Source organism: Luteolibacter arcticus (assembly GCF_025950235.1).
GTDB lineage: Bacteria > Verrucomicrobiota > Verrucomicrobiia > Verrucomicrobiales > Akkermansiaceae > Haloferula > Haloferula arctica.
Genome location: NZ_JAPDDT010000002.1, coordinates 276187 through 297124, shown reverse-complemented (window position 1 = coordinate 297124; position 20938 = coordinate 276187). Strand labels below are relative to the sequence as shown.

The window sequence follows — 20938 nt, the reverse complement described above, 5'->3', positions numbered from 1 at the left end:
CGTGTCGTGGTTGTGTTTCTTGGTTGTTAGAAGCGGAAGCGGATGCCCCCGCCGAATCCGTAGTCGGAGTGGTACTGGGTGGTGAGGGAGAATTGCTTGTTGAGCATCCAGTCGGCCCCGGCGCTCCACTCCCATTCGCTGCCGGTGTCGTATTGGATCTCCGTGAAGATCCCGAGACGGTCGGTCACCTGGATCGACTTGCCGAGTCCGACGCGCAGGTCGCCTTCGCTATCAAGCTGCGCGAAGCTGTCGATGAGGTAGGGAAGGCGGTAGTTCACACCGGCGAAGGCGCGGTTCTCCTCGTCCTCCTTGTCGGTGAAACGTGCGCCGAGGACGGTGGAGAAGTTCGGGTTGAAGTAGCGACTCCACGCGACATCGACTTCGTATTCGTCTTCATCATCGCCGTAGCCGAGCAGCCAGTCCGCGTAGTAATCGTTCCGTGCATTGCGGAGTGTGAGGCGGCCGTCGCTCAGGTGGCTCTGCAGGCTGCCATCGAGGTAAAGGTAGAGCGGGTCGTGATCGTGCCCGCCGGCATGCGGGACGTGGCCGAGCTGGCGGGGATCGACCGTGCCGGTCTTCGCATCCGGATTTCCAGGCAGGCAGCAGATGTCATTGCAGACGATGTTGGTGCCTTCCTTGAGCTTGCCCGGTGCCTGCCACGAGGGGTCCTGATAGGAGAAGATCCGCGTCATGCCGGCGTGCATGTGGTAGAGCAGGTGGCAGTGGAACAGCCAGTCGCCGGACTCGCTCGCTTCAAACTCGATCGTGCGGCGCGCCATCGGCGGCAGGTCGATCGTGTGCTTGAGAGGCGAGTACTTCCCCTGCCCCATGAGCACGCGGAAGAAGTGGCCGTGAAGGTGCAGCGGGTGATGCATCATCGTGTCATTAATGAGCTCCAGCCGCAGGACCTCGCCGCGCTTGATCGGGATGACGCCGTCCTCGGCGAAGGTCTTGCCATTGAAGGACCAGACGTAGCGCTCCATGTCGCCGGTCGCGCGCATCGTCAGCGTGCGGCGCGGGAGCTTGGCGGGCAGCTCGGTTGAATGAGGCGAACGCAGCCGCGCATACGGGGCAAGCGGGCGCTCGGGTTCATTCGCGAGCGCTTCGGCATCGCTCACGGGCTTGGCATCCATGTCCTCCATCGCGGCCATGAGGTGGGAGTCCATGCGGTAGTTGTCCGGCTTCGGAATGTCCGGCGCGGGATGGGGTTCGCCTTCACCGATCCACACGGAGGAGTGGCCGGAGCCATCCTGCGCCGTGGCGCGGATCTCCCACTTGCCGGCGGCCGGGACCGTGACAAGCACGTCGTAGGTCTCCGCCATGCCGGTGAGCAGGCGCTTCACGCGGATCGGCTGCACGGCGGGTCCGTCGGCAGCCACGATCTTCAGCGGTCCGGTGGCGGACTGGAGGTAGAAGTAGGTGGAGGCGCCGGCATTGATGAAACGCAGCCGCAAGGTTTCGCCAGGCTTGCCGGGGAGATCGAGCGACTCGCTGCCATTGGCAAGGAAGGCATCGTAGCCGACGTCGGAAATGTCCATGGCGGGCATGCGGCCTTTTTCACGATCGAAGTACTCGGCAAGCGCCCCGGCCTTCGCGGCACCTGTTAGACTTTGCGTGGTGCCCTTCTTGAAGGCATACCAATCGCTGCCGCGGGCTAGCGTGCGCATGACCTCGTCCGCCGGCTCGCGGGTCCAGTCGGAGAGGACGACCACATGATCGCGGTCTGCCTTCACCGGCTCACCGCCCTTCGGCGCGATGACGATCGAGCCGAAGACTCCCTCTTGTTCCTGCAAGCCGGTGTGGCTGTGATACCAGTAGGTGCCGGCGTGGACGATGGGGAACTCGAAGGTGTGCGTGGTGCCCGGCAGGATCGACGGCGTGGTCACGCCGGGCACGCCGTCCTGGGCATTTGGCAAGAGCAAGCCGTGCCAATGGATCGAGGTCTCCTCGTTCTTGAGCTCGTTGTGAACGCGGATGCGGGCGGTGTCACCGACGCGGAAGCGAATGGTCGGGCCGGGAATGCCGCCATTGATGGTGATGGCACGCGCCTCGCGGTGGCCGGGCGGAGCCCATTTCCGTTCGGAGACGTGAAGGTCGTATTCGACCACGCGGGCGTGGCCGACGATTAGAGAAAGCAGGAGAAAGAGGATGGTTTTCATGAAGCGATGCGGTTCGGGTGCGGGCACGAAGGTGCACGGCAAACACATGGGGCACGGCGCGACGAACGGCCATGCGGCATCGCTTGATCAAATCAGGAACCTCTGGAGCATCACGAGACGCCGCCGCGGCGGGCCGGTATCGTGGAAAAAGTCCGGCTGCGGCAGTTCGCAAACCGGCACCGGCGGAAGTACGATGGCGATCGTGGAAGGAAGCAACGGCGGCAGATCCACCACCGTGATTCCCGGAAGGACCGGCGGATCCTGCACCTGCTTCGGGTTCTTGGCCGCACAGGCACAAGATTCGTGGAAGGGCTTTTCTTCCTTCTCCTTCTTGGTCCCGCCACCACCACAGCAGTGGCTGGCCTTCGCTGGCTCATCCGCTTTCCGCACCGTGCAACAGCAGGCCGGGTTCGCGATAACAATCGCGAACAGCACGGCGAGGATGCTACGGAGCAGGTTCATGGAACGGACAAGGATGAGACGGATTAGTTACGGCACTATTCCAGTCTAGGGGCTCAAAGCAATCTGATTCAGGAATCAAACTTCATTCGGTGCAACCGCAAGGCGTTGGAGATGACCGAGACGGATGACAGCGACATCGCCGCGCCAGCGATCATCGGGCTGAGCAAGGTTCCGGTGAGCGGATACAGCACGCCTGCGGCGATCGGGATGCCGGCGACATTGTAGAGAAAGGCAAAGAACAGGTTCTGGCGGATGTTCCGCATGACCGCCTTGCTCGCTTGGAAGGAGCGGGCAATCCCCGAAAGGTCACCCTTCACCAGCGTGAGGTGGGCGCTTTCGATGGCGACATCGGTGCCCGTGCCCATGGCGATGCCAACATGGGCAGCAGCCAGAGCGGGCGCATCATTGATGCCATCGCCCGCCATCGCCACCCGGCGACCCTTGGCCTTGAGCTCCTGGACCAGCGCGATCTTGTCGGCGGGCGAAAGTCCGGCATGGATTTCGTCGATCCCCAAGCTTCCGGCAACCGCACGAGCAGTCTGCTCATTGTCGCCAGTGGCCATGATGACCTTCACACCGAGCTCATGCAGGCGGGCGACCGCCGCCGGGGTACTCTCCTTGACCGGGTCGGAGATCGCAAAAAAGGCGACAGCTTCACCATCCCGGGCGACCCAGGCGATGGTCTTGGCCTGCCGCTGTTCAGTCGCCGCCGCTGCAGCCAGTCCAGCGGGAGCCTGCTCGCCAGCGAAGGCCTGCTTGCCGATCTTCCAAGCATGGCCATCCGCCGTGCCGGCAATGCCACCGCCGGTGGTCGATTCGAAATCCGCGGTAGCGGGCAAGGCGAGGCCACGCGAGGCCGCAAACGCCACCACCGCACGGGCGAGCGGATGCTCGCTGTGGGATTCCAAAGCGGCGGCAACGGCGAGTACGCGATCGGCCTCAATGCCTTCCGCCTGTTCGAACGCGGTGACCTGCGGCTTGCCAGCGGTGAGGGTGCCGGTCTTATCCACGATCAAGGTGTCGATTTTTTCCGCGGTTTCGATGGCCTCGGCGTCCCTCACTAGAATGCCTTCACGGGCCGCCCGGCCAACGCCGACCATGATGGAAACCGGCGTGGCCAAGCCAAGGGCACACGGGCACGCGATGATCAGCACGGCAACCGCATTGACCAAACCGAGCGCCATGGCTGGCTCCGGACCCCACAGCGCCCAAATCGCAAAGGTCAAGATGGCCACCGCCACCACCGCCGGCACAAACCAAGCCGCGACGGTGTCGGCCACCTTCTGGATCGGCGCACGACTGCGCTGAGCTTTGGCTACCATTTGTACGATCTGGGCCAGCAGCGTTTCCCCACCAACCTTGCCCACGGTCATGATGAAAGCTCCCGTCTGGTTGATGGTCGCGCCCACCACGGGATCCCCCGCACCTCGCTTCACCGGCACGGGTTCTCCGGTGATCATCGATTCATCGACGTGGCTGGATCCGTCGACAACCGTGCCATCGACCGGGATCTTTTCGCCCGGGCGGACGCGCAAACGATCGCCAACCTGCAAGCGGTCGATCCCCACCTGCTCCTCGCGGCCATCAGCAGTCAGGCGGGTGGCGGATTTCGCCGCCAGTCCCAGCAAGGCCTGGATCGCCTGGCCCGTGCGGCTGCGCGCGCGGGCTTCCAAAAGCTGGCCTAGCAGCACCAGCACGGTGATCACCGCAGCGGCCTCGAAGTAAAGTTCGACCTGACCGTGGTGGCGGAACGCCCCAGGGAACCACGACGGGAATAGCACCGCCACCACGCTGTAGAGATAGGCAGACCCGACCCCGAGCGCGATCAGGGTGAACATGTTGAGGTTCCACCCTTTTAAAGAGCGCCATGCCTTCGCAAAGAAGCTGCCTCCCACCCAGAACACCACCGGCGTCGCGAGCGCGAATTCGATCCACTTGGACACTGGCTTTGGAATCCACGCCTCCAGCGAGAGGCCGGGAAGCATCGGCAACATCGCCAGCAGGAAAACCGGCAGCGTCAACGCAAGGCCGACCCAGAACTTGCGGGATAAATCGCGGATCTCCCGCCGGGCGTGCTCGTCGCCAGCGTTCGGCACTACCTTCGGCTCGAGGGGCATCCCGCATTTCGGGCAATCACCGGGATGATCCTGCTCGATCTCCGGGTGCATTGGGCACGTGTAAATCGTCGGCCCAAATACTGCCGGCGGCACCTGTTCCAGCGGCATCCCGCACTTCGGGCAGTCGCCCGGCTCATCGGAGACCACCCCGGGGCACATCGGGCAGATGAACTGCCCCGGCTCGGCATCCGTCCCAACGGCAGTGCCGTGGTTGTGATGATGGTGACCGCCACAGCAGGACGGCTTGGTTTCCTTCAGCGGCGCGCAGCACGAAGGACCGGATGCAGCCCGCTCGATCGTGTTGATTTCGGGCAGACGCTGAATGGCGGGATCCTCCTTGGTGGAAGCTTCGGGCTCCTTCTCCGGTGAATCGGAATGACAGCAGGATTTCATGGTGATCAGGCGAGGCGGCGTTTGTAGAGGGCGACGAGTTCCTCCAAGCGACGGTCGAGCTGCTGCGGATTCGCCGCGGCATCGGTGACGCAGTGCTTCACGTGATCCTCAAGCAACTTCGCCTCAAGGCCACGCAAGGCGGCATGCACCGCGGAGATCGTGTGCAGGATTTCCGGGCACTCCCGGTTCTCCTCGATCATGCGGGCAACCCCTTGGACCTGGCCGACAATCCGGTTAACCCGGCCGATCAGTGGCTTGCTCTGGTGGCAGTCGCGCTCCATGAATATACCCATAGGGGGTATGGGTAAACTGCGCAACTGGATTTTTTTCGCGGCTACTGATCGACCAGCACCGAGTAGCGGTAGGTGACGGTCTTTTCCTCGCCCGCTGCCAGCTTCACGGACCATACGAGTTCGCGGCGCGGATTGACGCTGGTGACGCCGTCGGTGCGCAGCCGGGTCGTCGGCGCACCTTCAGCCTCGAGCATCTCGCCGGAGAAGCCCGCGCGGATATCGAGCGTCACCTCCTTGTTGCGGAAGTTGTGCAGCTCCAGCGAGCCCTTGACCTTGGTGCGCCGGAAGTCATTGCCACCCACCCAAACGACCTCGCGCTGGCCTTCCTCTTCCGTCTCCGCGGAACGCGTCTGCAGGCTGAGCGCCTTGGTCACCCGCAGGCAGGTAGATTGGCCGGGATTGACCCACTGGCTGAGGCTCTGGCCGCGGAAGCGCCCGGCCTCGGTGATCACGACGGGAGCGGTGGTGAGCGGAAAGTCGAAGGGATTGGTGAACTTCAGCGCATCCCACGGCTCGTTGCTTTCCTTCGGCTCGTCATTCGAGGAACGGTGGTAGCGGCCATTGCCATCGCGCGGATCCTCCACCACCCACTCGACCACGCGTTCGCACTTGGTCTCGGTCGCGGAGAGATCGAGCGAAAGCGAATCTCCCGGCTCGAGGTTGCGCTTGCCAATCGCTTCATAGTGAAGGTCATCACCCGCGCCCGTCTCCTGGAGATCCGGCAACGTGGCCGCGGCGGGAGCGATCGCGTTGTACATCACCAGCTGCTGCGACGCCGCACCGCGCGCGCTCCCCGGCTGCTGGCCGAGCTGCTGGAAAAAGGCCGTGAGCGTGGCACCACCCCACAGCGCGGAATCGACGTGGGCGAACTCGATATTCGGGAAGCCGGAGATGAGCTGCACCTCGGTCTCCTTCAGCGCGATCAATTCATTGCGCACCATCGCGCTGCGGCGGATGGCCAGCTTGCCGCCGGCTCCCAAGTCCATGCGGTAGGAGGGCGCCCAGGCAAGGCCGCGGGCGAGGTAGGTGATGCGCACGCGGCCGCCATCGCGTGGCGGCTCGGTCACTTCAAAGACCATCACCGGTTTTTCGACCTTGCGCGGGGCGAGTACCGCCGGGCCATCGACCGACACCGAGGCGATCGAATGGAGTTCCACGAATTGCCGGCCGCGCTCGCTTTCGAGCACCAGGAAATTTCCCGTGGTCGCCGGCGTCTCTGTGCGAGACTGGGTCGCCGCCATCCATGGATTCGATGCATTGAAGAAGCCGCTGTCCCACGACTTACTCACCGGCTGCTCGGGTAGCGCCCACACCTTGCCCGACACGAGCGGCGCCTCGCCGCCCTCGCTGCCTTTCTTCAGGCGAAGGGTCACCGCTTGCCCTGCGAGATCGCGCTGCAGGTTGCCGGTGGGTGCGGCGGCGGATTCATCGATCATCCGGGTGGTGGCGCGGACGATCACGACGCCATCGCTTTCGATCCAAAAGCTGCCGTGGATGCTGCGCGGCAGTTCGTCCCAGCGGTAGTTGCCGGCTTGCTTAGCCTCAAACGACGCGCGGACCACGGCCACGCCGTTCTTGAAGAGACCGACCGAATCGATCTGCGGCATCACCGGCAGCTCCTCGGCGGCATGGAGCGAGACGGCGAAGAGGGACGCGAGGGCAAAGGCGAGTTTCATCGTCCCCGGAATAGCCCGCGAGCGGCCGCCTGTCCGTAAACGCTCGGTAAAAGTAGGGGTCGGCGGCCTGCGACACACTCCTTGACTCCCCCCGGTTGCGTCCCCACCTTCCGCCCACCTTATGGCTGAACCTCATACCGCCGACCTCTCGGCGCTGGATACGGACGCTCTGAAGAGCCGTCTGACCCAGCTCGGGAGGTATCTTTGACGTCCCCACCTTGGAACGCGAAATCGCCTCGCTCGAGGCCGCGATGGGTGACCCCGAATTTTGGAACAACCAGGAGAAGGCTCGCGCCACCAACACGCGGATCGCCGGACTGAAAAAGAAGCTGGGAGCCTTCGAGAAGCTCAGCGGGCGCTACGACGACCTGATGGCCGGCATCGAGCTGGCGAAGGAATTCGACGACGACGATGCCAAGGCCGACGCTTTCAAGTTGGCCGAGGAACTCGACAAGGACATCGCTTCCTTTGAGCTCATCACCCTGCTCGACAAGCCGGGCGACATGGCCTCGTGCTACCTGATCATCCAGGCGGGTGCCGGCGGCACCGAGGCCTGCGACTGGGCCCAGATGCTTTACCGCATGTACCAGCGTTGGGCGGAGCGGAAAGGCTTCGCTTGCGAGACGGTGGACTGGCAGGACGGCGACGGTGCCGGGCTGCGCGGCGCGACTATGAAGATCACTGGCGACTACGCGTATGGCTACCTGAAGAACGAACGTGGGGTGCATCGCCTCGTCCGTATCTCGCCCTTCGACTCCGCGGGCAAACGCCACACTTCTTTCTCCTCGGTCGATGCCACTCCCGAGGTGAACGACGAGATCAAGATCGAGATCAACGACAAGGACATCGAGATCACCACCATGCGCTCCGGCGGCAAAGGCGGCCAGAACGTGAACAAGGTGGAAACCGGCGTGCTGCTACGTCACTTGCCGACCGGCATCCTCATCCGCTCCACCAATGCGCGTTCGCAGGGAGCCAACAAGGAACTGGCTTACGAGATCCTCAAGGCGAAGCTCTTCCAGCTCGAGGAGGACAAGCGCAAGGCCGAGTCCGAGCGCGCCTACGGGGAGAAGGGCGACATCGGTTGGGGCAACCAGATCCGTTCCTATGTTTTCCAGCCCTATCAAAAGGTGCTCGACCTCCGCACCGGTTACGAATCGGGCAACATCCAGAACATCATGGACGGTGACATCGATGGCTACATCGAGGCCAAGCTGCGCGGCAAGGTCCGCGTGAAGGGCGGCAACAACGACGACGACGACTAACGGTAGCTGGAGCGTCTCGCTCCAGTCCGTTGCTGAGGCGTCTCGCCTCGGCTCTCCAAGGGGGCGGGGACGCCCCCTCAATTAACTGGGCCAAGATGGCCCAGCTACGTTTCAGTGCTTCGGCAGCAGCGGCGTCAGCAGCTCCTTCCAGATCGCATAGCCTGCATCGCTCATGTGCAAGCCGTCTTCGACAAAGCGCTCACGGATTGTCTCGCCCGTCTTGTCCAAAAACCTGTCACAAGAACCGGCCACATAGACGATGCGCTTGTCGGCCTCCGCTGCCTTTTTGAGGCGCGCATTGAGATCCGCTTCCTTGTCGCGGATCGAAACACGCGCCGGGCTCGGTCGCACGGCCATCACGATCAGCTTCGCCTCCGGGGACCGCTCGAACAAGCGGCGGCGGAATTCCGAGAAATCCTCCTCCACCTGCTCCGGCGACTTCTTGTCCCACAGGTCATTCCCCCCGCAGTAGAAGACCACCAGTGACGGCTCGTAGCGCAGCAGGCAGCGGTCGAGGTAGTGGTTCAAGTCCGAGGTGTGACTGCCGCCGAAGCCGCGGTTCAGGGCCTTGAGGCCGGGGAACACCTTTTTCAGGTCCAGCATCCGGATGCTCGAGCTACCGGTGAAGACGATGCCACCTTTTTCCGGGGGAGCCTTCGCATCCGCGGCATCGAAGGCGTCGATCTCCTTGGCAAAGCGCGCCGGATCCAGGTCGGGGGCCGCCAGCGCGAGGAAAGGAAGAGACAGGAAAAGGAACAGCAGGCGCTTCATGCCACCCCGTTACCGCACCACCTGCCAACTTTCATCACCGGATCTGGTCATCGCGCCGACCCACCGCCGGTACACGAAAAGGGGCCGCACACTCATGCGGCCCCAATGAATTTCGTCATGAAATTTTCACCCCCTGAGGGCCGGAGCCCCTTCGGATGTGAAGACTCTGCCCGAAAATGCTGGATCTGTCATGTCCCCAAGATTTGGGACACCCCTGCTTCCGGCGAACCCACCATCCGGACACGAAAAGGGGCCGCACACTCATGCGGCCCCAATGAATTTCGTCATGAAATTTTCATTCCCTAAGGGCCGGAGGCCCTTCGGATGAGTAGACTCTGCCCGAAAATGCGGGATCTGTCATGTCCCTAAGATTTGGGACACCGTTAGGAAAGGTCGAGCAACCCGCGCCGGATCGCCTCGCTGACGGCTGCGGGCAGGTTGCGGACGTGGAGTTTGTCGAAGCAGCGTTTGATGTATTCGGTCACCGAGTGCTGGCTGAGGCCGAGCTGGTCGGCGACTTCCTGGCGGGTCAAGCCCTTCGCGGAAAGCTGGAGGACCTCAGCCTCGCGGGCGGAGAGCGTTTCGGCCCCCTGAATCGGGCTGAGCTGGCGGAAGGTCTGGAGGATCATCCCGGCGATCTTCGGGTCGAGCGGGGTGCCGCCGGCCAAGACTTCTTCCAAGGTAGCGATCAGCCGGGTCGCGCTACCCGCTTTCACCAAATACCCGTGCGCCCCGGCTTCCAGGGCCGCAAAGACCTTGGCCTTGTCGGTGAAGGCGGTGAGGACCAGCACCTGAACCTTCGGCAGCAGCTCGCGGACTTTCTTGATCCCCTCCACGCCGCTCATCCCAGGCAGGCCAAGATCGGAAAGCACAAGGTCCGCCTCCAAGCCGCCGCGGATCGCTTCGATCGCGTCCTCCATGGTGGAAAACTCGCCAACGCAGGAATACCCGCGCTCGGTCAGCACCATCGAGACCGACTCGCGGAAGTCGGCGTGGTCCTCGATGAGGATCAGGCGGATCGGCTTGGAATCAGCGGTCTTGTTGGCGGCCACACAGGCATTGAACGCCCGCGTTCAGCCGGGCGCAATGCCGGGCTGCGCTGCCGCAGCCTGCTTTTTCCTCGGCTTCACCCCCAATGGAATGCCGAGCTCCAAGCGCGTGCCCTCGCCGGGCCGGGTGTCGACCTTGAACTCGGCACCCAGAGCCTCTACCCGCTGCCTCAGCGCGCGCAAAGTGGAGGGGCGCTCCAGCTTCTCGGGTGGAATCCCGCAGCCATCGTCCGCCACGGTGAGGTGGAACCGCTGGTCATCGCACTCGACGCGAATGGTCGCCTTCTTCGCGCCGGAATGCCGTAGCAGATTGTGCAGGGCTTCCCGGAAAAAGAGGAAGAGGTGGCGATTCGACTCGTCGGACATCTCGCATTGCCACGCCGCCTCGTTGGCAGTGAATTCCCACTCCAGCGGCTCCAGCATGATCGAGCTGGTCTCCCGCAGATGCTCCACCGTGCCAATCCGGTGATCGCCCTGCGGCCGCAGCAGCCAGACGATATCGCGCACCGCGCTGACCGTCTCCGCCGCGATCCGCTGGATCCGCTTCAGCTCTTTGGTAGGTCCAGTCCCCGCGGCATGGCCTTCCGCGAGGTCCGCGAGCATCTGGATGCTGCCCAAATTGCTGCCCACCTCATCGTGGAGATCGCTGGCGATGCGGTCGCGCACTTGGGAGATGTGGAGCTTTTCCCGCAACCGATAGCGAACCGGCAACACGATGAGCACCAGAGTCCCCACCCCTCCCAGCACCGCCAAAACAATCCAACCGGTGATCCGCCAGTCCTTGGCAATGGCCGCTTTCTCCTGCTGCAAGCCGTAGAGCTGCCTTTCCAGCTTTAGCCGCTGGTCCAGCCCCAACAACCACTCGCGGCTGGACACCAAGCGGCCCCTTTGGCCCAGCCCATCCGTCAGCGTGGATTCCGTGGGTGCCAGAGACTCAGTCCTGCCAATTCGCATCGCGCTCTCGGAGCTCCCAACCGGCGCCCCCCGGGCAATGTTCTTTCCTCCATCCAAGACCTCGATCTCGCAGAAGGCGGCGTAGGCCGGGAAGCTGTCATAGGCCTTCCATAGCGAGCTGATTCCAATCCTGACTCGCCGCGACCGGAGTGGGTCGAACTGCACCAGAAAGGGATTGTTCCCGGGATTGGTGGTCGCCACTTCCCAATCCGTGGATTCGCCCGGATCCTTGGAAGCCACTTCACCAGGTAACGAAATCGTGAATCGCCGCGGGAATCCGAATCCGCTGGGTAAATCAGAAGTCGGGCGCGCCGCTGGGTAGAGTTTGATTGCGTCGAAACCTTGTTCTTGGCCCAGATCCACCTCAATCCACATCGAATCCTCAGCAGTTTGTCGGGGCAGCGAAATCCATCCCTCACAACTGGCTCCGTCCGCAGGCATCTCGGGGATTCCCAGAGGAGTCTGTTCATCCACGAGGAAGGCGTAATTCCATTGCCACGGAGCGGACGGAGGAACTCCACTCGAACTGTTCACTCTCGCGCCCCGGGCCAGATTTCGCTCTCCCTGGAAGGCAAAGACCTCCGCCCAAGCGTGTACATATTCGTTCGACACATCCGGATCCAAGCGCAGCCGGCGGGCGGAAATCCGCAGGCCCGCCGCTTCAATCGCTGGTTGCACCGGGTAAACAAACGGATGCCCGGCACGCACCGGCTCTGACCAAAGACCGTCTTCCTTCGCCAAGGTGCGGAGCACATTCCCCTCCCCGTCCATCAGCTCGACCTCAAACCCATCCGGTAACCCGAACTGCGATTCCAGACCGCCGACCCCGTAGCGCCGTGCCGGCACCAAGGCGATCAAGTCCACAAGTCCCACCGTCGGAAAGTCGAGAGTTACCGAATACTCACCCGGAGTCGTCGGCTCCGCCGCTGGATGGAGACAGGCAAAGCCACCTGTCCCTCCTTGATCTGAAACGGGAACCATCGGTAGACGTGGAAGCTCCGCCCGGAGCTTCCCGGTCTCGGTTTCGATCCCGGCCAGCCTTCGGGAGAAGCGCCGGGCCAATTGATGCTCCCAGCCTTCCTCCGCAGCACTTGAGGCGTCGGCCAAAAGCAAGAGCAGGTAGAACCATCGGCATCCGCGGCATCTTCTCATGAGATGCCCGAAGCTAGAAAAACCCGGCTCGTCACACCAGCTTTCGCCGCCTGCACGATGATCGGGGCAGGGTGCTCGCGATAAAATTCCGCTTTGCGAGGGTCACCTGACATAGAAAAGGCGGGATGCCGCGAAGTATCCCGGCTTTTGAAGGAAGTTTTGCAAGACGCTTTAGCGGCGGCGACGGAACAGACCCAAAGCTCCAAGGAGGCTCAAGAAGGCGGTTGAGGGTTCCGGAATCCAACCGTTCGCGGTAAACTGCTCATTGGGAATAGTACCGCCAGCGTCTGATGTGGCAGCTCCGATTGCAAGGATAGCACCATCAGCGGGTATCATCATGGCTTCCAACCCACTTTCCGCCGTCCCCGTCGTGTGAAGGCCACCGATCTGGCTTCCAATCGTGGCGCTGTTTGCGCTTCCAAGTGTGGCACCCGGGAACCAATAAAATGCAAAGCTGCGTCCCGAAGCGACGCCATTGACGCCGAGGGTCAACTGGATCGATTCGGCTGTGATGCCCTCGGCAGCGCCATCGAAAGCGCCCAGATAGAAGATGGTGTCACTCCCCAGAGAACCGCCCAGCGTAAGAGTTTGCCCAGGGGTGAATACCAAACTCGCCCCCACAATCCCGAGGTTAGAATTCAGGCCGAAGTTGCCTGCGAACGTATTGTTGTTATCGGAGTCGATGACGAGCGCATAAAGCGTTCCCGCCGGAACAGGCGTCCCGGAGGAGTCGAAGGCCGTGCCGAACTGAGTGTTGAGGGTGATCGTGGCACCAGCACTACCGATGAGCGAGGCCGCTATTGCGGGAAGCAATAATTTCGATTTCATATCTTCAGAGGGAAATGTGCTTTACGTTTATTTCTTATAAATGGGTCGCGACACGGGCTTGTAAGGCCCTTCCTTCAAGACACTGAAGCTCACTTCCGGTTGCCCGGCCCCCGCGCCATCAGCGACGGCGACGGATCAGACCCAAAGCTCCAAGGAGACTCAAGAAAGCGGTCGAGGGTTCCGGCACAGGCACGGTAAACCGTGAATCGGGGATAGTACCGCCGGCGGCTGATGTGGCAGCCCCGATTGGAACGAGAGATCCATCAGAGGGAAACACCATGCCTTCCAACCCGCCTTCCGCCACTCCCGTATGAATGCCACCCACTTGGGTTCCAATCGTGGCGCTGTTTGCGCTCCCAAGCGTGGCACCCGGGAACCAATAAAAGGCAAAGCGGCGTGCCGGAGCGACGCCATTGACGCCGAGGGCCAATTGAATCGTTTCGGCTGTAATGCCCTCGCCAGCGCCATCGAATGCGCCCAGATAGAAGATGGTATCTCCCCCCAAAAGCCCGCCAAGAAGGAGGGTTTGGCCGCTAGTGAACGCGCTAGCCGCCCCCCCTGCTGTGAGGCTGGAGTTGAGGCCGAATCCTCCAGCAAACACATTGTTGTTATCAGTGTCGGCAACAAGCGCGTAAAGCGTGCCTGCTGGAACAGGGTTCCCGGAGGAGTCGAAGGCCGTGCCAAACTGAGTGTTGAGGGTGATCGTCGCCCCAGCGCTGCCGATGAGCGAGGCCGCTAACGCGGCAAGCAATAATTCCGATTTCATATCTCGAGCGGGTAATGTTATTTAGGCTTATTCAGATAAAAAAATGGTGATAGAGTGTATAGAGCCTCGCGTTCAAGAAACTGAAGCTCAGCCCCGATTGCGCGACCCCCAATCAACGGCGGCGACGGAGCAGGCCAAAGACACCGAGAATGCCTAAGAAAGCGGTAGAAGGCTCCGGAACCAGATCCACCGCGGTGAATCGAGATGGAGGAGTAGTTCCACCTCCCGCAAGGGTGGCAGCTCCAATATTAACAAGTGAACCATCCGAAGGGATTGTCATCGACTCCAAACCAGTGCCTAGCTCGCTAAAAGCGTGCATGCCACCCACTTGAGTTCCGATCGTGGCGCTATTGGCGCTGGAAAGCGTCGCACCCGGGAACCAGTAGATCGCGAAGTTGCGAATTGTAGCAACGCCATTAACACCCACGGTCAATTGGATCGTTTCGGCAGTGATCCCCTCGGCTGCACCATCGAATGCGCCCAGATAGAAGATGGTATCTCCCGATAGATTCCCGCCGAGCGAGATGGTTTGGCCAGGAGTGAACACGGCATCCGCTCCCGGTTTCCCAAGGCTTTCTTGAAGGCCGAAACCACCAGCAAACGTATCACTGAGATTGGTGTCGATCACGAGCGCGTAAAGCGTGCCTGCCGGGACAGGCTGTCCGGAAGAGTCGAAGGCCGTGCCGAATTGAGTGTTAAGGGTGATGGTAGCTTCAGCGCCGCCGACGAGGGATGCCGCCACAACGGCAACTAGTAATTTCGATTTAATATTTTTAGATTTTTAGTTATATATGGCTATGAATACTTTAGCGATGCAACGGACGGGCTCGAACTGGGCGGCTAAGACAAAAGATGGCAAAATGCTAGGACGCGGGAGTACCCGCTGCCGAGCGGGGTTCGCCAACCCAGCAATAGATCCAAGAGGGGATTGTTTCTTGGGAAACAACTACATTCTATAAAAAGAAAAAGGTGGGATGCCGCTGGGCATCCCACCTTTTATCAACAAACTTTTGTTTCCGTGCTTTAGCGGCGGCGACGGATCAAACCGACAGCACCGAGAAGGCCCAAAAGAGCCGCCGAAGGCTCAGGAACCAAATCGACAGCGGTGAAACGGATATTCGGCTGAGTGCCACTGCCATCAGCGGTAGCGGCTCCGATGTTCACCGTAGCACCGTCAGCAGGCATAATCATCGGGTCCAGACCGCCATCGGCTGGCAAGTTGGAATTCATACCACCCACTTGCGTGCCAACCGTCCGATTAGCGAGCGTCGCGCCCGGGAACCAGTAGATCGCGAAGCTGCGACCGTTAAGGACGCCATTGACGCCAAGGGTCAATGAGAGGACTTCAGCCGTAATACCTTCACCGGCACCGTCGAATGCGCCGAGATGAAAGATGGTGTCGCCACCCAAGGTTTGGCCCAAGGTAAGCTGTTGACCAGTGGTGAATACCGAATTCGCTCCCACAGCTCCGAGGGTAGTATTCACGCCAAAACCGCCGGCGAAAGTGCTATTGTTATCGGTGTCGATGACAAGCGCATAGAGGGTTCCCGCCGCGACAGGAGCGCCACCCGAGTTGAAGGCGGTTCCGAATTGCGTATTAAGGACAATCGTAGCTTCAGCGCTACCGATGAGTGACGCCGCTAGCGCAGCAAGCAGTAATTTCGATTTCATATCTTAATGGGAGATTCTATTAGTTACGTCAGTCGATTTAGTAGGTTGGGGCGTTGCTCCAGAACACTGTTCCGCCTGCTGATGGGAACTTACGGATGATGAATCCAAAACCACCCGGGATCTTGTCGGTGCCAAAATCCGTGGCACCGCCACCAGCCTTCTTCCAAATTCCGGCGTTACGGTAGTAGGTGGCGGAAGCCGCCTTGTTACGAGCAGCCAGGGCATTGTCGAACACAAGAAGCTCATCGCGACGACCGGCCGCCAGCTGGCTGGTGGAGTCGACGAAGGCCGCAGTATTAGCAAGGCCGAGATCGTTGAGAGCGATGTCAATCGGACGCGGCAAGGCAATGAAGTTGTCCTGCTTGCTGACCGGATCGACGCTCAAGGCGATCCCGAACTTGTTCGGTTCCACTTCGCCCACGATCGTATAAGTGGTCGGAGAAGCCACCGCGGTGGGGTTACGGATGATGAAGTACGAATCAGGCCAGAGCTGGTCGGCACCGAAGTCGGTGGCACCGGAACCAGCCTTCTTCCAAATGCCAGCGTTGATGTAATAGGTCGTCGACGCTGCCAAGTTAATGCCAACCCCGGTGAGGTTCGGGAGGAGCACTTCGGTGCGGCGGCCGGCGGCCAGCTGGCTGGTCGAAGCGACGATCGCGTGCGGAGTGGTCAGCGGATCGGAGGTCGCCGTGGCGGGATTGAAGAGTTCCGAAAGCGTCCAGAACTTGATCACCTCGAAGGTGTCGCCGGAGACAGCACCCAGCGTGTCGCCATTGAGATTGATCGTCAGCGTTGTCGCGGTATTTGCGGTGATCGGATACCACTTACCATCGCTCGCACCCGACTTGAACTTGACATAGTGGGTGTTGGCGACAGCCGGAAAAGCGGCGGTGCTGGAAGTAAGATCCGGAGTGCCGGTCGTGCTGCTAGGAGCAGCGGTCAGCGCACCAGCGGCCGCAGCGGAAACGCGCAGCGGAAGTCCAACGATCGTGTCCGAGTTGGAAGGGCAAGTCGTAACGGTGTAGCCCACTGGAGTGGTTTCGGCAGCTTTCACTGCCCCGACAGCAAGAAGCGCCCCGAGAAGCGCAAAGGGAATGATTGGTTTCATGACGAGTGTGGGTTTAGGTCTGGTTTGGGGTTTCGTCGAGGAAAAAAGCGGAGGGGAAACGTGACGCGTTCGTCATGAGACATGGTTGCCCAGCGAAATTTTCTTCATTAACTGCATTGACGACGATTCTTGGGGGCTAAGCAAGAAAGTTTTTGGTTTCCCATCCGCCCTTTTATTTTCAAAGACTTACATTGCATTTTCAGCCGCGTCCTGGGCGGTCCGATTCCGATCTGGCTCACAAAATGCGCGTCGACGCAAAAATCAGCGGTCGAGTGGCTAAGAGTTTTTTCAAATTCGGCGCGCACTTGGCGAAAAATGGTGTTTTTCCGCTCTAAAAGTGCCCCGTCCATTTTTCCGCTGTCCCGCTTTTGAGGGACAGCGGAGATGGAATCCGCGAAGGGGTAGTTTGAACCGATTCGGGCCCTCGCCGAGGGCGTGATCCTCACCAAACGGTGATGGCTCGGAAGTGGTTCAAACGCGTTTGAAGACCGGTGGCATCCAGCTCTTCCAAACGGCGAGTCGAGAAGGACTCGCAGGTGAAGGAGGCGACCACCGAGCCGTGGACGACGGCCTGCCGCAAGCTATTGAAATCCGGGTCCGCGGAGCCCTTTGCAGCCAAGTAGCCGGCCAGCGCGCCGAGGAAGCTGTCGCCCGCTCCGGTGGGATCGGCGAGTTCTTCGATGGGGTAGGCGTGGCTGCGGAAAAATTGCAATTCGCCACCATTCGCCGAGAAGAGCATGGCGCCGAATTCGCCGAGCTTGATGACGACGTGGCGCGGGCCCTTGGCGAGGAGCTGGCGGCCGGCTTGGAGGAGATTGGTGGTGCGGGTGAACTCGCGGGCCTCGCTGTCATTGATGACAAAGAGGTCGAGCTGCTTGAGAACGTCGTGGAGGCGCTCGTTGGCGATCTCGATCCACAGGTCCATGGTATCGGCGATGACAAAGCGCTCGGTGGCTTGGCACTGGGCCAGCATCTGGAGCTGGTTGTCCGGCGACATGTTCGCGAGCACGACGAAGGCGGCGGAAGCGGCGCTGGCCGGCACCTTGACCTGCCAGCTCTCAAGCACATTGAGGCCGACGCGGTGGGTCGTGCGCTCGTTCATGTTGTTGAAGTACTCGCCGGACCAGGTGAAGGAGTCGCCGGTCGAACGCTCGACGCCATCAAGGGAGATGCCGCGGCCTTCAAGCATGGCGAGGTGCGGGGCCGGGAAATCTTTGCCGACGATGCCGATGAGATGGACCGGCACGCCGGAAAACGAGGCGGCCAGGGCGGCATAGGCAGCGGAGCCTCCGAGGAGATTGGTTTCGTCGGCGAAGGGCGTCTTGACGTTGTCGATGGCGATAGTTCCTCCGACGACGATGGGGAGCGGGCTGGACATGCGCGGAAGCTGAAGGTCCGGGCGAAACGTGCCAAGTGCCAAGAGCAGCCTTTCAGCAACCCGCGAGCGCCGATTTTACGCCGCGCGCAGCCTCGGCGACATCCTCAGCGGTGAGGAGGTCGGAAACGATGACAACGTTCCGAGCGCCGGCGGCGAGGACTTCTGGGAGATTTTCGCGCTTGATCCCGCCGATGCAGAAGACCGGGATCCGCGAGCCGACTTCCGCTTGGACCGCAGCGATGTTATTAAGGCCGATGCCCGGGCGGCCAAGCTTGGTGGGCGTTGGAAAAAGCGGGCCGAAGCCAATGTAGTCGAAGCCTTCCGCCAAGGCAGCGCGGGCTTGGTCGGGCGAGTGGGTTGAGCGACCTACCAGCATGCCGGGGCCGACGATCTCACGAACCGCTGCGAGGCTGCCATCGTCTTGACCGATGTGGATGCCATCCGCGCCGACCGCCATTGCGATCTCGGGGTGGTCATTGACGATGAAGGGCACCGCGGCATCGCGGCAGAGCGGCAGCAGGCGGCGGGCAAGTCGCTCGATCTCCACGGAGGGATGACCCTTGGCACGGAGCTGAAGCAAATCCGCACCACCGGCGAGAAGTGCGCGCGAGACCGCTTCGGCAGCGGCCGCGGCAACGTACCCGAGATCGAGGATCGCGTAGAACTGGCCGACGAGTTTCATGAGCTGCGGAGCCTCCACTGCCGGAACGGCTCGCAGGTGTCCAGTGAGAGCGGAAGAGAACGTTGCAGTTTACCGTGCCGGAAAGGGGGAGCCAGTCCCGCTATTCGGGTTGGATGTGATCATCTGGCACCGTGAGAAAGCGAGGGGTCTCTGGCGTGGAGCTGGGATCCATGATGACCGCGCCAGCTTCGAAGCCGGAGGCATCGAACTCGCTTTGGTCCCAAGGACAGACGATGAAACCCGGCTTGCCTGGCACGACCTTCGCCGTGCGCGCTTCGGCTTTGGCCGCCTCGATATCGGGAGGAGGTAGAATCTCGTCCTCCCCCGCCTCTGCCATCTTCGGCACGCGAAATTGCTTTTCTTCCTCGGCCGGATAACCCGGGTCGTCGACCACGGTTCCGGCGGGAACGCCAGTCACGTCAACGATTTCGCCATTGTAAGGGCTTTTCACGAAGCCCGGCTGATCCGGCACGGCTTCCGCAGTTGGAATGGGCTTTTTTGATTCGCCACGGTTGGTGGCTTTCGCCGACCTCGTTCCGGGTGGCATCTCACTCGTTCCCCCACCGGACTGGCCGGGCTTCTTCTTGGAGGAAGCTCCCGAGCTGGCCTCCTCCTCGCGCTGGCATGCGACTGAAAGCAGAGCCAGTATCCCCACGAGCCAGATTCTTTTCATACTAGAGGAATGAAAGACACTTGCCACCCGGTCAAGCCGCCCGCGAATGAAATCTGATTGGCCATCCCGGAAGCAGGACGGGCCCGCGCTTCGATCGTTTCATGGAAATGGCATCAACCTTTCCGCTCCTCAAGGTAGCGGGCGACCCAGCCGATGTCGTAGGTGCCGGCGGCGAAGTCGGGATGGGCGATGATCTCCTGCTGGAATGGAATCGTCGTTTTGATGCCGCGGATCATGAACTCGCCGAGGGCGCGCTTCATGCGGGCGATGGCGATCTCGCGGTTGGCACCGGTGACGATGAGCTTGGCGATCATCGAGTCGTAGTTCGGCGGGACCGCGTAGCCGGAATAGACGTGGGTATCGACCCGCACGCCCTTGCCACCCGGGGCATACCACATATCGATCTTGCCCGGGCTGGGGCAGAAATTGTTGAACGGGTCCTCGGCATTGATGCGGCACTCGATGGAGTGGCCTCGCGGTGCTGCATTGAGGACATGGCCGGAGAGTGGCTCGCCGGCGGCGATGCGGATCTGCTCCTTGATGAGTTCGCAGCCCATCACCTCTTCCGTCACGGGATGCTCCACCTGGATGCGGGTGTTCATCTCCATGAAGTAGAAGTCCTCGCCCTTCTCATCGACGAGGTACTCGATGGTGCCGGCGTTCTCGTAACCGATGTTCTTGATCAGGTTCACCGAGGCCTCGGCCATGCGGGCGCGGAGTTCGGGCCCGAGCAGCGGCGACGGACATTCCTCGATGATCTTCTGGTTGCGGCGCTGCATCGAGCAATCGCGCTCGCCGAGCTGGATGAAATTCCCGTGGCGGTCGGCGATGACCTGGAATTCGATGTGGTGCGGATTGAGCACCAGCTTCTCAAGGTAGCATTCGCCATTGCCGAAGGCCGCCAGCGCTTCACCCGAAGCCGCGCGGAATTGCGCTTCGAACTCCTCTTCCTTGAAGCAGGGGCGCATGCCGCGGCCACCACCACCGGCGGTGGCCTTGATCATCACGGGGAAGCCGATGCGTTTGGCTTCGGAGAGGCCCTCCTTGGCATCGGCCAGGATTTCGGAGCCGGGTGTTACGGGCACGCCATTCGCCACCGCGGTGGCGCGGGCGGTGGCCTTGTCGCCCATCATCGAGATGACCTTGGCGGACGGCCCGATGAACTGGAAGTTGCAGCTTTCGCAGATCTCGGCGAAGCGGGCGTTCTCGGAAAGGAAGCCGTAGCCCGGGTGAATCGCTTCCGCCTCGGTGATCTCGGCGGCGGCGATGATGCGGTCGGGCTTCAGGTAGCTCTCCTTGCTCGGCGCGGGGCCGATGCAGACCGCCTCGTCGGCGAGTTGGACGTGCATCGAATCGACATCGGCCTCGGAATAGACGGCCACGGATTCGACGCCGAGTTCGCGGCAGGCGCGGATGATGCGGAGGGCGATTTCACCGCGGTTGGCGACCAGGACGCGCTTGAACATGAAGGATCAGTTGAAGGTGGGTTGTTGAGAGTTGAGAGCGGCGGGAAGCCCGGAGCGGGGCTCTCGGCTCTCAAC

18 protein-coding genes are annotated in these 20938 nt (G+C 61.6%); 1 reads left to right on the top strand and 17 read right to left on the bottom strand.

Translation table 11 applies throughout. The annotated features are described in order from the left end of the window. Positions 1–26: 26 nt before the first annotated feature. From OKA05_RS06035 to OKA05_RS06015, 5 genes are all read right to left on the bottom strand, one after another. A complete protein-coding gene (locus OKA05_RS06035) occupies positions 27–2159 on the bottom strand; it encodes a multicopper oxidase domain-containing protein (RefSeq protein ID WP_264486214.1) in 2133 nt (710 codons plus the stop codon). Positions 2160–2246: 87 nt separating this feature from the next. Beyond that, positions 2247–2621, bottom strand: coding sequence for a hypothetical protein (locus OKA05_RS06030; protein WP_264486213.1), 375 nt, complete (start codon positions 2619–2621; stop codon positions 2247–2249). Positions 2622–2689: 68 nt separating this feature from the next. Further along, positions 2690–5131: a copper-transporting P-type ATPase gene (locus OKA05_RS06025; protein WP_264486212.1), complete on the bottom strand. Its 2442-nt coding sequence runs from the start codon at positions 5129–5131 to the stop codon at positions 2690–2692. Between the two features lie 5 nt (positions 5132–5136). Beyond that, a complete protein-coding gene (locus OKA05_RS06020; protein WP_264486211.1) occupies positions 5137–5412 on the bottom strand; it encodes a metal-sensitive transcriptional regulator in 276 nt (91 codons plus the stop codon). A 53-nt stretch (positions 5413–5465) separates the two neighbouring features. Further along, on the bottom strand, positions 5466–7100 hold the full coding sequence (locus tag OKA05_RS06015) for a DUF4139 domain-containing protein (RefSeq protein ID WP_264486210.1): 1635 nt from the start codon (positions 7098–7100) through the stop codon (positions 5466–5468). Between the two features lie 121 nt (positions 7101–7221). On the opposite strand from OKA05_RS06015, the gene prfB reads away from it, so the two are divergent. Continuing rightward, positions 7222–8365, top strand: a protein-coding gene (gene prfB, locus OKA05_RS06010; protein ID WP_264486209.1) for a peptide chain release factor 2 whose coding sequence is annotated in 2 segments (ribosomal slippage) — positions 7222–7299 and positions 7301–8365 — 1143 coding nt in all. Because the reading frame shifts where the segments join, the coding sequence is not laid out codon by codon here. 111 nt (positions 8366–8476) lie between these two features. On the opposite strand, the gene OKA05_RS06005 is transcribed toward prfB, so the two are convergent. From OKA05_RS06005 to accC, 12 genes are all read right to left on the bottom strand, one after another. Next, positions 8477–9136 carry a GDSL-type esterase/lipase family protein gene (locus OKA05_RS06005; protein ID WP_264486208.1) on the bottom strand — a complete coding sequence of 220 codons (660 nt, stop codon included), beginning with the start codon at positions 9134–9136 and terminating at the stop codon, positions 8477–8479. Between the two features lie 383 nt (positions 9137–9519). After that, positions 9520–10188, bottom strand: coding sequence for a response regulator transcription factor (locus OKA05_RS06000; RefSeq protein WP_264486207.1), 669 nt, complete (start codon positions 10186–10188; stop codon positions 9520–9522). 21 nt (positions 10189–10209) lie between these two features. Further along, the gene (locus tag OKA05_RS05995; protein WP_264486206.1) at positions 10210–11379 is read right to left on the bottom strand and encodes a sensor histidine kinase; all 1170 of its coding nucleotides are present in this window, start codon (positions 11377–11379) and stop codon (positions 10210–10212) included. 1083 nt (positions 11380–12462) lie between these two features. Further along, complete coding sequence (locus tag OKA05_RS05990) at positions 12463–13119, bottom strand: PEP-CTERM sorting domain-containing protein (protein WP_264486205.1); 657 nt, start codon at positions 13117–13119, stop codon at positions 12463–12465. 118 nt (positions 13120–13237) lie between these two features. Continuing rightward, positions 13238–13885 carry a PEP-CTERM sorting domain-containing protein gene (locus OKA05_RS05985; RefSeq protein ID WP_264486204.1) on the bottom strand — a complete coding sequence of 216 codons (648 nt, stop codon included), beginning with the start codon at positions 13883–13885 and terminating at the stop codon, positions 13238–13240. A gap of 112 nt (positions 13886–13997) precedes the next feature. Beyond that, positions 13998–14627 carry a PEP-CTERM sorting domain-containing protein gene (locus OKA05_RS05980; RefSeq protein ID WP_264486203.1) on the bottom strand — a complete coding sequence of 210 codons (630 nt, stop codon included), beginning with the start codon at positions 14625–14627 and terminating at the stop codon, positions 13998–14000. A 281-nt stretch (positions 14628–14908) separates the two neighbouring features. Continuing rightward, a complete protein-coding gene (locus OKA05_RS05975) occupies positions 14909–15556 on the bottom strand; it encodes a hypothetical protein (RefSeq protein ID WP_264486202.1) in 648 nt (215 codons plus the stop codon). 37 nt (positions 15557–15593) lie between these two features. Beyond that, positions 15594–16664 (bottom strand): TIGR02597 family protein, encoded by a 1071-nt coding sequence (locus OKA05_RS05970; protein ID WP_264486201.1) that lies wholly within the window; start codon positions 16662–16664, stop codon positions 15594–15596. Positions 16665–17106: 442 nt separating this feature from the next. Continuing rightward, a complete protein-coding gene (locus OKA05_RS05965) occupies positions 17107–18042 on the bottom strand; it encodes a PfkB family carbohydrate kinase (RefSeq protein WP_264486200.1) in 936 nt (311 codons plus the stop codon). 52 nt (positions 18043–18094) lie between these two features. After that, positions 18095–18724: a thiamine phosphate synthase gene (gene thiE, locus OKA05_RS05960; RefSeq protein ID WP_264486199.1), complete on the bottom strand. Its 630-nt coding sequence runs from the start codon at positions 18722–18724 to the stop codon at positions 18095–18097. A 100-nt stretch (positions 18725–18824) separates the two neighbouring features. Next, positions 18825–19397 carry a hypothetical protein gene (locus tag OKA05_RS05955; protein WP_264486198.1) on the bottom strand — a complete coding sequence of 191 codons (573 nt, stop codon included), beginning with the start codon at positions 19395–19397 and terminating at the stop codon, positions 18825–18827. A gap of 113 nt (positions 19398–19510) precedes the next feature. Next, positions 19511–20863 carry an acetyl-CoA carboxylase biotin carboxylase subunit gene (gene accC, locus OKA05_RS05950; protein WP_264486197.1) on the bottom strand — a complete coding sequence of 451 codons (1353 nt, stop codon included), beginning with the start codon at positions 20861–20863 and terminating at the stop codon, positions 19511–19513. Between the last annotated feature and the right edge of the window lie 75 nt (positions 20864–20938).